The sequence below is a fragment of the Gloeocapsa sp. PCC 7428 genome, assembly GCF_000317555.1.
In the GTDB taxonomy this organism is placed as follows: Bacteria; Cyanobacteriota; Cyanobacteriia; order Cyanobacteriales; family Chroococcidiopsidaceae; genus Chroogloeocystis.
Map to the genome: position 1 here is coordinate 4569389 of NC_019745.1, position 12541 is coordinate 4581929.

General features: G+C 42.8%; 16 protein-coding genes. 11 read left to right on the forward strand and 5 right to left on the reverse strand.

All coding sequences use genetic code 11. From position 1 onward, the window contains the following. Positions 1–58: 58 nt before the first annotated feature. Positions 59–421 (forward strand): phage holin family protein, encoded by a 363-nt coding sequence (locus GLO7428_RS20105; RefSeq protein ID WP_015190418.1) that lies wholly within the window; start codon positions 59–61, stop codon positions 419–421. 45 nt (positions 422–466) lie between these two features. On the opposite strand, the gene GLO7428_RS20110 is transcribed toward GLO7428_RS20105, so the two are convergent. Continuing rightward, entirely contained in the window at positions 467–1498 is a 1032-nt protein-coding gene (locus tag GLO7428_RS20110; protein ID WP_041918705.1) for a hypothetical protein, read from the reverse strand. 431 nt (positions 1499–1929) lie between these two features. Between GLO7428_RS20110 and GLO7428_RS20115 the strand changes: the two genes are divergently transcribed. Beyond that, the gene (locus tag GLO7428_RS20115; RefSeq protein WP_041918706.1) at positions 1930–3198 is read left to right on the forward strand and encodes a methylglyoxal synthase; all 1269 of its coding nucleotides are present in this window, start codon (positions 1930–1932) and stop codon (positions 3196–3198) included. Positions 3199–3243: 45 nt separating this feature from the next. Here the strand turns inward: GLO7428_RS20115 and GLO7428_RS20120 are convergent, their stop codons facing one another. Further along, entirely contained in the window at positions 3244–3651 is a 408-nt protein-coding gene (locus tag GLO7428_RS20120) for a substrate binding domain-containing protein (RefSeq protein ID WP_071882387.1), read from the reverse strand. 208 nt (positions 3652–3859) lie between these two features. Between GLO7428_RS20120 and GLO7428_RS20125 the strand changes: the two genes are divergently transcribed. The 3 genes from GLO7428_RS20125 to GLO7428_RS20135 all read left to right on the forward strand — a co-directional run bounded on the left by GLO7428_RS20125 (position 3860) and on the right by GLO7428_RS20135 (position 5763). After that, on the forward strand, positions 3860–4234 hold the full coding sequence (locus GLO7428_RS20125) for a type II toxin-antitoxin system RelE/ParE family toxin (protein WP_015190421.1): 375 nt from the start codon (positions 3860–3862) through the stop codon (positions 4232–4234). Further along, positions 4227–4577, forward strand: a complete 351-nt coding sequence (locus GLO7428_RS20130; RefSeq protein ID WP_015190422.1) for a DNA-binding transcriptional regulator — start codon at positions 4227–4229, stop codon at positions 4575–4577. The genes GLO7428_RS20125 and GLO7428_RS20130 overlap by 8 nt, the downstream gene beginning before the upstream one ends. A gap of 943 nt (positions 4578–5520) precedes the next feature. Beyond that, on the forward strand, positions 5521–5763 hold the full coding sequence (locus GLO7428_RS20135; RefSeq protein WP_015190423.1) for a hypothetical protein: 243 nt from the start codon (positions 5521–5523) through the stop codon (positions 5761–5763). A gap of 213 nt (positions 5764–5976) precedes the next feature. Here GLO7428_RS20135 and GLO7428_RS20140 read toward each other — a convergent pair whose 3' ends face one another. Further along, positions 5977–6285: a LysR family transcriptional regulator gene (locus tag GLO7428_RS20140; RefSeq protein WP_015190424.1), complete on the reverse strand. Its 309-nt coding sequence runs from the start codon at positions 6283–6285 to the stop codon at positions 5977–5979. Between the two features lie 97 nt (positions 6286–6382). Here GLO7428_RS20140 and GLO7428_RS20145 point away from each other — a divergent pair, with 97 nt between their 5' ends. The 5 genes from GLO7428_RS20145 (at position 6383) to GLO7428_RS20165 (ending at position 10339) form a co-directional block, all read left to right on the forward strand. Further along, positions 6383–7093, forward strand: a complete 711-nt coding sequence (locus GLO7428_RS20145; protein WP_015190425.1) for an SDR family oxidoreductase — start codon at positions 6383–6385, stop codon at positions 7091–7093. Between the two features lie 110 nt (positions 7094–7203). Beyond that, the gene (locus GLO7428_RS20150) at positions 7204–8574 is read left to right on the forward strand and encodes an MATE family efflux transporter (protein WP_015190426.1); all 1371 of its coding nucleotides are present in this window, start codon (positions 7204–7206) and stop codon (positions 8572–8574) included. A gap of 25 nt (positions 8575–8599) precedes the next feature. Beyond that, a complete protein-coding gene (locus GLO7428_RS20155; RefSeq protein WP_015190427.1) occupies positions 8600–9499 on the forward strand; it encodes an SDR family oxidoreductase in 900 nt (299 codons plus the stop codon). 67 nt (positions 9500–9566) lie between these two features. After that, positions 9567–9848 (forward strand): hypothetical protein, encoded by a 282-nt coding sequence (locus tag GLO7428_RS20160; RefSeq protein ID WP_015190428.1) that lies wholly within the window; start codon positions 9567–9569, stop codon positions 9846–9848. Positions 9849–9859: 11 nt separating this feature from the next. Continuing rightward, positions 9860–10339, forward strand: coding sequence for a DUF4079 domain-containing protein (locus GLO7428_RS20165; protein WP_015190429.1), 480 nt, complete (start codon positions 9860–9862; stop codon positions 10337–10339). 48 nt (positions 10340–10387) lie between these two features. Here the strand turns inward: GLO7428_RS20165 and petA are convergent, their stop codons facing one another. Both petA and petC read right to left on the reverse strand, forming a co-directional pair. Continuing rightward, positions 10388–11371, reverse strand: a complete 984-nt coding sequence (gene petA, locus GLO7428_RS20170) for a cytochrome f (RefSeq protein ID WP_015190430.1) — start codon at positions 11369–11371, stop codon at positions 10388–10390. Between the two features lie 74 nt (positions 11372–11445). After that, positions 11446–11985 (reverse strand): cytochrome b6-f complex iron-sulfur subunit, encoded by a 540-nt coding sequence (gene petC, locus GLO7428_RS20175; RefSeq protein WP_015190431.1) that lies wholly within the window; start codon positions 11983–11985, stop codon positions 11446–11448. A gap of 230 nt (positions 11986–12215) precedes the next feature. Between petC and GLO7428_RS20180 the strand changes: the two genes are divergently transcribed. Continuing rightward, positions 12216–12530, forward strand: coding sequence for a DUF3067 family protein (locus GLO7428_RS20180; protein WP_015190432.1), 315 nt, complete (start codon positions 12216–12218; stop codon positions 12528–12530). Positions 12531–12541: the final 11 nt, after the last annotated feature.

A 12541-nucleotide genomic window follows, 5' to 3' on the forward strand; every position in this document is an offset into this window, starting at 1 on the left:
CAGGTGGTATGTTTTGTACACAGAAAAACGTTCACAGTTGTATCCCAGGAGTGGATAAATGCTTGGATTTTTAATTTCTGTCGTCGTCATTGCGATTAGTTTATTAATTATCTCAAAACTACCTTTGGGTGTTGATGTTGATAATCCTTGGGTTGCTTTAATTGCTGGGGCGATTATTGGTGCATTTAATGGTATTTGGGGTTTGTTTCCTGGCTGGTTTAGAACGGCGAATGCTCTTTTAAGTCTAGGGTTGATTCCCTTAATCGGTAGTATTATTGTATTTGGTCTAGCAGCGTGGTTGGTTGAGGGATTTCGCTTGCGATGGGGAATTGGCAGTGCAATTTTAGGAGCGATCGCTCTTAGCATTGTTAACTCAATTCTCTTTTTCATTCTGCGCCAGACAGGCTTGGTTGCAATTTAATTGATCGAAAATCCTGCTTTTCATTCAAGCATAAATACTCGCTGTTCATTTTTCAGCGATTTTCTGAACTGGGCATTGCGAAGTTAGAGGTTGGTTGATAGACCAGATCGGCAGTTGGTCAACTTGCTCAATAGTCTGCTTAACGTAAGGTATGCCATTGGGTGAAATGGCGTTGCCAAAATAGCCTTCGGCTCCAGTGTGTTCGTAAGAACCGATAATGCAAACAGTATAGCGCCCTTGCCGTCGGGCTTGATTCACTGGAGAACCTACTGTCCAACTCCAGCGTGCAGGAAAGATGATGCGGCTAAGATCGGCAACCCAGTCGCGATCGCCTTGCAAATGATAAACACGATCTGCGTCGTTAAATCCGGCTCTGCCTTCAAATGTACCGCCGATCGACACTACCGTTAAGCGGGCATTGATCCATTCATTTAGGTGTGCCGTCGCCCCCAAAGCAACTTGAGTTCCACCACTTGTACTGATCAAAATTAAGTTAATTGGTCGATCAGATTGAGCGATCGGATGTGCAACATTCATGCGCTCGACAATCGTATGAGCAATACTTAAGTTGTAAACTGGACCATAACGCTCGTCAGCGGAAATTGCAAACCGCCATAAATTGCGAACTTGAACTAAAACATTACGCAGTATTCCATCGCTTTCTTTTGAGGCTTCCCACAACGGAGTTAAGAGCTCTTGACTGCCGAGGTCTCGGTTAATGACTGAATAAGGAAACACATCTCGTACAACAACACACTGAGGATGGCGTTCTGCAAGCTGATAAATAAAATACTTTTCACCAGGCGTGATCTCTTCAGGGGAAAAGTTTCCAACACCAGGCAAAAACACAATATAGCAATTGATAGCTGAGGTGGGATCAATAGCAGCTTGACGCCTTAGAACTTCAGGCGTTTCTTCTTCCAAGCCTAAACTCTCAGCGGTTTGGTTAAGCCACCAGACTATTGTACTCAGCGGTGCCAGCATCCCCCAAAGCATCAAGAGTCCAACCATCAAAAGGATAAGCCTAAACGTTGTCCCACTTAATGTATGAATTATACGGCTGATCCACTGCGGCATTTGAGAATTGCTGTGTCAGTTGTTGAGGTTACAATTTCTTGAGGTTGAGAGCAGCGATTTTGTTTGTTGAAAGCAGGATTTCTCACCCAACCTCAATATTGCTGGTACTCGCGACGTAGTTGCTCAAATATAGCAGAGGTCTCTGCGCTTTGATGTTGTCAATCCGCAGGTCTCGTTTTTCCCTACAATCTGTTGCCCAATTGAAAAGAAATGCCTCATAGTTCATTTTTACATATTTTCAATCCGCACATCGCACAGCACCTTGTAGCAAATTTGATAGTAAAGCAGAGGTCAGAGTTACAAGCAAGCTATGTCATAGAATTGAGCTTCTACTTCTTTTGTATCTTCACCAGAAATTATACCGATCGCAACAGGCTGTCATTCAAGAAAGTGTTTCATGATTGGTAATGCTGTTGTTACCGCTTCTAATTATGGCTAACACGATCGCACTTATTGCTCATGACAGTCGCAAAGAAGACATTGTACAGTTTGCATTAGCTCATGCGCCTATTTTGTCGCGCTACCACCTGATTGCTACCGCGAAGACAAGCGAACAGATTCAAACTGCAACCGGATTATTTGTAGAGCAGAAATTAACAGGTTCTCGCGGTGGAGTGATTCAGATTGCGGCTGAGGTTGCTAGTGGTAATGTTCTAGCAGTCATTTTTCTAGTCGATCCGCTTATTTCTCGCTCCCAACCGCATCGAGATGCCTTATTGCATCTTTGTCATATTCATAACGTTGCCGTAGCAACGAATCTAGCAACTGCCGAGGCGATCGCAACTCAACTTGCCAAAACACGCGTTGCACACCTTATTTTCAATCCCGTGTCAGGTCAGCGCGATGCCCAACAAGATTTATTATTGATTCGGGAATTACTAGAGCCTCACCTCAGTTTGAGAATTCATCAAACAACACCAGAGGTGAATCCAACACAACTGGCTCACGCCGCGATCGCAAATCATGCCGATTTAGTTATTGCAGCTGGTGGGGATGGAACTGTTTCCGCTGTTGCGGGTGCTTTAATTGGCACGGCAATTCCGTTGGGTATTATTCCCAGAGGTACAGCAAATGCCTTTGCCGTTGCGTTGGGTATTCCTGGATTGTTATCTGTGCGCAATGCTTGCCAGATTATTCTTGCCGAACACGCTCAGACGGTAGATGCTGCCTACTGTAATGGTTTTCCTATGATTTTGTTAGCAGGCATCGGTTACGAAGCAAATGTCGTGGAAGCTGCTAATCGCGAGTTAAAAGATCAATGGGGTACGCTTGCCTATCTTATGGCAGGTTGGCAATCGATTGATGAGCAGGAAACCTTTGAAACGGAAATTGAGGCTGAGGAAAATACCTACAAATTTGAAGCGGGTGCAATTACAATTGCGAATGCTGCTCCGCCCACATCGATCCTCGCGCAAGGCGCAGGGCAAGTGATCGTAGATGATGGACTTCTTGATGTCACGATCGCCACCGCAGAAAACAAACTTCATGCAGTGACAACTATGCTTCGACTGTTAGGAGCCGCAATTACAAAAACTGAGGTAAATCAACAGAACGTCATTCATGGTCGCACTCGTCGGTTAAAAGTGACGACAAATCCGCCGCAGAAAGTGGTAGTAGATGGTGAAATCATTGGTACCACCCCAGTCGAGGTAGAGTGTATTCCTCGCGGTCTAACGGTATTCGTTGCAAAATCTTCTTGAGCTTCGTTAAGCAGAAAACAGATGAAAAACATCCATAATCTAAATTTACGCTAATTGAAAACTAGCACAATACTTGGTAAGAAATTCCAGGAAAACTTGAACTCGTGGCGAGAGATGACGTTGATGGGTGAATACCGCTTGAACGATTAAACCGGAGGGGAGTTGTTCGGGAAATAGTGCAATTAACTGCTGTGTCTTAATTTCCTCTCGCACTTGAAAACCCAGTAGACGAGTGATACCGAGTCCTGCTAAGGCAGCATTTTTCAATGCTCCACCATTATCAGAATTAAACGAACCACTCACACGAACAGTTTGCCACACACCATCGATTAGGAATTCCCAAGAAAGTCGTTGTCCATTGAAGAGATAGCGTAAACAGTTATGCTGAATCAAATCTACTGGAGTTGCAGGCATACCATACGTTTTGAGATAGCTGGGTGCTGTGCAAAGCACAAGAAGGCTACAGGCTAATTTTGCCTTCTCATAGATGGATCAACAATTAGCCTTCGGTGCAGGATTGTATGATATTCATTTAATTTGAACCTCAATAGCGCCACAACAACAACAAAAACTCCCAAGTTCAGCCAAGAATCAGGTTTTTGCATTAAAGTATCACACTAAGTGTGATAGTATCAAACAGGAATCTAGTAGAGAGCCTAGTTTGCGCGTCTTTAAGAACTCATGGTTTCAACGCTTTGCTAAGAAGGAGGGAATAACTGATGAAGTGCTGTTAGAGGCAGTTACCAGAGCAGAGCAAGGATTGATAGATGCTGATCTAGGTGGTGGAGTTATAAAACAGCGCATCGCAAAACAAGGGAAAGGTAAGTCTAGCGGATATAGAAGCATAATTATCTTTAAAAAAGGAGACAAAGCTTTTTTTGTTTTCGGTTTCCCTAAAAATCAGCGACAGAATATCTCGGAAGAAGAACTTGCAGCTTTTAAAAAACTCGCTAAAGAGGTTTTCAAATTATCAGATGAACTTATTGTAGCAGCAATAGCTAATGGTACTTGGATAGAGGTGTCAATAGATGAGTAAGAAATTTAAGATTAAGAATAATAAAAGTAGTAAAAGATACCGTAGTGAAGCTTTTGCAGCTATTCATGAAACTGCACAAGGTTTGTACGAAGTTGGCGCAATAGATAAGCAAACAATGAGAGAGTTTGATGAAAGCTGTCTTACTCCTATTGAAGAAATTAGTCCAGAACGCATTAAAGAGATTAGAGAACGCGAGAATGTGTCACAACCAGTATTTGCAAGACATTTGAATGTCTCTAAAAACCTTGTTTCTGATTGGGAGAGAGGAGTAAAAAAACCTGGAGGCCCTGCACTAAAACTTCTTAATCTTGTTGAAAAAAAAGGATTAAATGCAATTTCTTAAGCAATAGATAATTAACTACAAAAAAATGCCCAAAATTTAGGATAGACGCGGACGACTTTTTCGTGCCTTGAAGCGTAACCCAAGGAAGCCGCTATTTGGCGGAGAGGATATTAAATATTATTCCCGCGATCGCGTAACTAAAGGTAAAAGCGATCCAATGGTTGTATCGTGCTTTTTCGTCGTACTAACCTTGATTTTGTCAACCAAGCTTGCACGGAAATCCTTGAGGTACTTGTCGTCAAAAATGATAAATTTACCGATGCTCTAGACTACAAAAAAGTGATACAAAATTTGATAAATAACTACCCGTATTTCAAGTCGTAATGAAAAGTTCACGATTGTATAATTATTTAGTACAATTGCAATAAATATTTAGCTTTTTAGAGTTATTTTATTGAACCAAATATACCATAACGAGATGTTCAATATCTATGCTTTTAATGATAATTATAGAGTTTTTGATTAATTACAAAATAAGTGACAGATGATAGCAAAAATAATATTTTGACCAACTATAGCTATAGTAAAAAAAGAGGAAATGCTACTATGGTTCTCAAAAATTAATATTAGAGAGAAACGAATTTAAGATTTAATTATGAGAGTTAAGCTATAAAAAAATAACCGATTAAACCAACTATTTCTTATTATGAAAAAATGCTTTGAATACTGAATTAATAAGTTAAAAACTAAAGTCGAGGAGGAAAAGCAATTAGAGCAACTAGCTACCACAAATGGTAGGAAATATAATGCAAATCAAACTGAATATGTTACTTGCCCTTATTGTGTTAACGTATTCAAAATAATACCTTCTGAATTAAAAAAACCTGAGCTTAAGTGCCATACTTGCAATGAATATATTTATGACCAAACTAAGCACGATCAACTCAAGAGAAAAAAGAATAAGAATGAAACAATAGGCGGTGCTATTATCGCAGCTTTCTTATTGTCATTTATTTTTGGTATGTGTTCAAACAATAGCGAACCCGTAACTACTACAACACAGCCTCAAGTAGAGACTTATACAGCGCCCGATGGTACAACTTGGAGCAAGGGAAAAATTGGTGAAATAGATCGTGTAACCATAGAAAACGGTGCAGATACAATTGATGTGCTGACAGCGCCAGGCGGTAAATCTTGTTATGTTACTTCAAAAAATGGTGTAGTAACCAATATGAATTGCAACTAATTCAAATATCTATCTTTGTTCCTAGTGAATACCCTCCTCATCACGTCCTAAGGCGTGGTGAGGAGTAAACAAACCTGGATTGCTATTGTATTGGTCAATCAGAAATAACATTGTAGCAACCGAAGCTTAGAGTATTGTCCAAGCATCATAACCTATGAAAATACCTTTAATTTTTAACTTTAGTATCCTTAGCTTCTTAGCAGAAACTAATTTTTACTGAATTCGTGAATTCAGCTTACCGCGTGGCTTTCCACCGGAAATGACTAAATCATTTGCTTCATTGAGTTCTCGCAGCAAACGCGATACACGCTCGTAATAGGCGGTTCCCTCTACTGTTAAATTGAGCGATCGCGTTGTTCGTTGCAATAATCGTACTCCTAGGCGATCTTCTAGTTTTGCAACTCGTTTACTAATTGCAGAAGGAGTTGTGTTGAGCGATCGCGCGGCTGCGCTGAAACTATGACACTCGACACTTTCCACAAAGGCGATTAATTCTGGCAGTTGGTTAAAAACATTCAGCATTTGTTCTTTTTCAGCACAGATGTTTTGCCAATATCAAGTCTTCGGTTCTAAGACAGCAAAGCTTAACTTAAAAGAATAAATTAATAGAGGACAAACAATGAGTCAAAAGGTTGCGATCGTAACAGCCGCCAGTCGCGGTATTGGTGCAGGTTGTGCGCGCGAGTTGGCGGCACAGGGATATGCAGTTTCACTGTTGGCGCGATCGCCGAGTATTCATGATTTGGCGCAGGAACTCGGCGGAATTGCCATGCAAGGATCGATGTCAAATCTACAGGATTTAGAACAGTTGGTGCAAACCACGTTAAATCAATTTGGGCGGATTGATGCTGTAGTGAATAGCTTTGGCGATCCACCTCGATTGGATTTATTAGAAATTTCCGACGAGATGTGGTTAGAGAACTTTGAGATGTTGTTTTTGAGCGTGGTGCGGTTAGCACGATTTGTTACAGAACCGATGCGTCAACAAGGAGGCGGGGCGATCGTCAATATTTCTGCGTGTGATTCGCAAGAGCCAGACTTGGGAACTCCCTTTAGTGGTACGCTCCGAGCAGCAATGGAAGGCTTTACGAAGCTTTATGCTAAGCGGTATCGCAGCGATCGCATTCGCATGAACTCAGTAGCTCCATTTTTTGTAGCGGACAACCTCGAAGAACTTGCAGGCTGGAATGTCCCTCACGATCTCATGTGGAGTCGTCCAGCTACTTATGCTGAACTTGCGAAAGTTGTCGCTTTTCTCATTTGTGATGATGCCAAGTTTATTAGTGGCACAACATTGAAAGTTGATGAAGCGCGATCAGCGGCGATTTGATGACAACAAATTACCCGCAAGATTTTGACAAAACAGCAAAAAACAGAAAGATTTCACACTACTTGTTTTTCTAAAGTAACGGTGTAGCAAGTCTTCCAGGGAATTTCACAATGACTGTTATGCAGATGCCAAAGCATATTCATACTGAAGTGCGCGAGTTTCTAAAGTTAGCGATTCCCCTTGCTAGCGCTCAAGTTGCCCAATCTGCTACAGGCTTTGCAGATACCGTGATGATGGGCAGAATGGGAGCCGAAGTATTAGCCGCAGGGGGACTTGCAGCACTTATCTTTCTCTCGATTATGACCACGGCGAGTGGCGTTGTGATGGGCGTAAGCCCACTCATTGCCGAAGCCTTTGGGGCAGGGAAAAAAACGCGCATCGAGCAAGTAGCCCGTCAAGGGCTGTGGTTAGCGCTGTTGGTTGCACTACCGTTGATGATCTTTACTGCACATCTTGATACCTGGCTCAGCTATAGCGGGCAGACGGCAAAAAATGTACAACTTGTCAATACCTATTTAGATATTATGCTGTGGGGTTTATTTCCCGCAGTAGGATTTGCGGCGCTACGTGCTACAGTTTCCGCGCTTTCGCAGGCGCGTCCAGTGATGATGATTGTGGTGACTGGAACGACTTTTAATATTATCGGGAATTATGTCTTAGGATTTGGTAAATTTGGTTTTCCTCGAATGGGGCTTGCTGGATTGGGAGTCGCGAGTGTCATAGCGCTATGGGGAATGTTCTTTGCATTAGCACTGTATGTCTTTAAAAATCAAAATTTGAGGAAATATCGCATTTTTCAAGAACTTCACCGCGTGAGATTACGTATTCTCTGGGAATTAACTTGGGTAGGCGTACCCATTGGATTATTTTCTGGTTTAGAAATCGGATTTTTTCTGGTGGTTACTTTCTGGATGGGAACATTAGGCACAGAAGTATTAGCAGCACATCAGGTTGTCTTTCAAACGATCGTTGTCGTGTTTATGGTGCCATTGGGAATCTCTTACGCAACCACAGTGCGCGTTGGGCAATGGTTAGGGCGGCGATCGCGCATCGGTATCCAGCAAGCTGCTTGGGTAAGTATGGGTATGACGACAGTCTTCATGGTGGGTGTTTCAATCGCCTTTTTGTTGTTTCCAAAACAGATCGTTGGCATTTATCTCGATGTTCAAAATCCAGAAAATGCCGCAATTGTTGCCATTGCTTTACCGCTACTCATTATTGCGGCGATCGCCCAAGTCTTAGATGGTTTTCAAAAGGCGGTGTACGGTTCGTTACAAGGACTTCAAGATACGCAAATTCCGATGTTGCTCAATGTCCTGGGCTATTGGGGTATTGGTTTGTCGGTGGGTTATGGACTCGGCTTTTGGTTCAACTTGGGCAGTATTGGATTGTGGATTGGACAATCGGTTGCGATCGCAACTGTTGCAGGATTATTCACCTGGCGATTTCATAAACTAATCGCACGCCAAACGTTGAATTAGTAGAAATACAGTAGGAGAATTCACGATGAATGTATTTCTAACTGGTGCTACAGGCTACATAGGGAGTGTTGTTGCCGAAAAACTCCAAGCCGCAGGACATACCGTTGTGGGATTAGCAAGAAACGAAACGACTGCCGAAAAACTCGCAAAGCGAAATATCAAGCCTTTTATCGGCGATTTACAACATCCAGAATCACTCGTAACTGCTGCAAAACAAACTGATGGCGTGATTCATACCGCATTCATTCATGATTTTGATGATTGGGCTGGCGCAGTGCAAACCGATTGTCGAGTCATCGCCGCCTTCACTCAGGGTTTAGCAGGTTCAGGTAAACCTTTGATTGCCACGTCTGATACTAGCGTACTCGGTGACACAGGTGCAGAAATTGCCGATGAAAACTATGCAATTGCCACAAACTTCTTTCTCGCAGAACGCGCCAAAGCTGAAGCCGCAGTCATCAACGCTAGCAAGCAGAATATTCGCGGTGTTGTCTTGCGTCTACCACTTTACATTTACGGGCGTGACGGTGGTACGAGTTACATTCCAATGCGCGTACAAGAAGCACAAGAAAGTGGCGTTGCTTACTATATTGCACCAGGCGAACATCAAGTCTCTGCGGTCGATGTTGATGATGTTGCCCAATTGTATGTCCTAGCTTTAGAAAAAGCACCTGCGGGTTCAATTTATCACGCAGCGACCGAATCAGGAATTTCCGAAAAAGCGATCGCTCAAAGAATCGGCGATGTTGTCGGTTGCCAAGTTAAAGGAATTTCTTTAGAACAAGCAACTCAACATTGGGGACGTGGAATTGCGGCTTTCTTCTCAATTAATAATCAAACATCGGCAGATAAAGCAATACAACTCGGTTGGCAACCACAAGCCAGATTTTCTTTATTAGAGGATATTACACGTCGTCAGCCGTAGCTCAATCGCAATCTGAACAAAGGCATTTAGTACCCTTTGAACTTTGACTGATAGAGGAAAAATTGTCATGTCACCAAATCAACAATTCATTTATCAATCCCAACAACAAGACGAAAAAGTCATTCCCATACACCATCATCAGCATTTTGACAATACAAAATCTAAAAGTAAGATTGACCGCGAATTGCTTGTCAGTTGGTTATTTCTCATCGGTTCTATTATGTTTACATTCGATGCCATTTTAGAGAACGTTAAAGGCATTTCCTTTTCATCGCTTTTGCACATTTCAGCAAGCATTTTGTTCACCGTTGGTTCTGTACTTTTTATTCCAAGCAATCAGCCGAAGTAAGGAGATAAGCAATGGAAGCAACGAATACCGGTAATTTCCTCAGTCTTAGCTTTCTCATACAGTTGGTTCATCCTGTATTGATGCTTGGCTTGTTTGCTTACTTGCTTTATACTGCGTATCTTGGCTTTCAAGTTCGCCGCACTCGCAATGCTCACGGTGATAGCAAAAAAGAATTAATCAAAGGTAAATATTCACTGCGACATTATCAATCAGGCGCGATCGCGCTGGCGATAATGGTAACTGGTGCCGTCGGAGGTATTATTATTACCTACTTAAGCGCGGGTGAAATTCCTGTTAATTCTCATTTATTTGTTGGATTAGGAATGACAGCGTTAATTGCAATTTCTGCGGCATTGGCTCCTGTGATGCAGCGTGGTCATCACTGGGCGCGATATCTTCACATTGGCATTAATCTTTGTCTTTTAGCATTCTTTAGTTGGCAATTACTTACAGGTTTACAAATTGTGCAAGAACTTTTGACAAGTTCATAAAAAAGGACAGGCGATGAACCTGTCCCAAAGAATTTAAAAAAGTCAAGTTTAGAAATTCATTTCCGCTGCTTGTACTTTCTCGACTTGCTTCTTCTTCAGTACTAGCAAGACTTGACACAACATAATTGCGGCTAAGAATGCCATTAACCATTGAATTCTTGCTGAACTTTGGAGAACGATTTCGCCGTCGTCTTGACCAAATCCACCAACGTTCGGGTTATCGGTTAAAGCATCACCAGCAGCAACTGTTTGCCCTTCTGAAACAAGCAGTTTTGGTCCTAGGGGAATTGTCTCAACAACCGTTTCACCCGCATCAGTATTAATGGTGACTTGGTACTGAGTTGTCCCATTTTCATCGGTAGTTTGGTCAATTTTGGTAATTGTACCGGCGGCAGAGGCATTATAAACCGAATTATTGCTTTTCTCACCCGTAGGGTAAACCTGACCTCGTCCGCGATTACCACCTACATGAACCGGATATTTACCAAAGTGGATATTTTTGTCTGTTCTCGGATCGGGGGACAGTACAGGGAAAACGATTTCTTGATACTGTTCGCCTGGTAAAGGTCCAACAATAACGATGTTTTCTTTCTCTTCGCTATAGGGCTGGAAGTAAAGATCGCCGACTTTTTCTTTCATCTCCTCTGAAATACGTTCAGGAGGGGCAATCTTAAAGCCTTCCGGCAACATTAATACAGCACCTACATTTAATCCGCCTAAGGAACCATCGCTGAGTACCTGCTGCGTATTGGTATCATAAGGAATTTTCACAACTGCTTCAAATACCGTATCGGGAAGCACCGATTGCGGAATTTCGACTTCGGTGGGTTTAGCAGCAAGGTGACAGTTGGCACAGACAATTCTCCCTGTAGGTTCGCGCGGAGTTTCAGGATAGGTTTGTTGTGCCCAAAAAGGATAAGCAGCCGCCGCCTGGGGTAACGCCAGGTCGCTCGCGAGAAAGAAACTAACAGTAGCGATCGCTATAATTACCGTATTGACAATCGCTTTTGTTGATAACAAAGCTTTTTTCATCAGTAACCAAACACTTATGTGTGACGAAGGTCAAATGTAAGGGCAAAAGACTAAGGGCTAGTCACTTGATTATCTTAAGTCCACCAAGGTGGTTCACCCGTCCGAAAATCAGTTTCCGTCCAGGGAGTGATGGAAATTTTATCGTCTTCTGTACTCACGTGTACGAGTGCTAACGATAAAGGTGCGGGACCTCGGACAACTTTGCCGGTTTCATCGTACTGCGAGCCATGACACGGACACTTAAACTTGTTTTCGGCAGCGTTCCAAGGAACCACACAACCGAGGTGAGTACATACCGCGTTCATACCGTAATCGCCAATCGCTTCTTTGCTTTCGACGACGATATAAGTCGGATCGCCTTTGAGTCCTTGCGCGAGGACGCGATCGCCTGGATTGTGCGTTTCTAAAAAGTTACTGACGCTAATATCATTGCCCAATGCGTCTTTGGCTTTGACACCACCACCAGCACCACCACTGCTCGGCGGAATAAAGAATTTCACTACCGGATACAATGCTCCTAGAGCGGTTCCGGTAATCGTACCAAAGGTGAGCAAGTTCATGAATTGACGACGCCCCATATCGGGTACGTCCATGGATTTAGACATTTGAGCCATAATTTCTGCTCTTTGCTTGTATCTTTGTTAACAACGCTGAGATTTGCTCCCAGAACCTCACTTATCCTCTGTTGGAGTCGGTCTACCACGACTCACAACAACTTTCAAATCCCTCTTTTAAGAGTGTTTCCAGCCTTTTTCAGAGGATCATTACATTTCTTTATATTGGTATCATACCTGAGTTACGCAGCTTTACTTTATAACGAAATGTAAAAGGCAATTGCAACGAAATGACAGGAAAGGAGTTACGCCAGATATTGTTAAATAAGTGGGGGCGATCTTACGACGTCCAGCTACGCCGCGTCCAGGGCAAAGTTTTTCTTCAGGTGATGTGGAAGTACTTAGAGCAAGCGTCTTTTCCGCTTACTGAAGCAGAATATCAAGAACACTTAGATGCGATCGCTAATTATCTTCACGCCTTGGGTGGAACGCAGCAAGTACAGCAATTTATTGCCCAAACCCGCGAACGTCCCCGACTCGGTAAAGCTGTGAGTATTCCTCTCGATTTAGACTTCGGCGAACGTGCTTCGGAGTGGTTGATCTAGTCAGGGGTCAG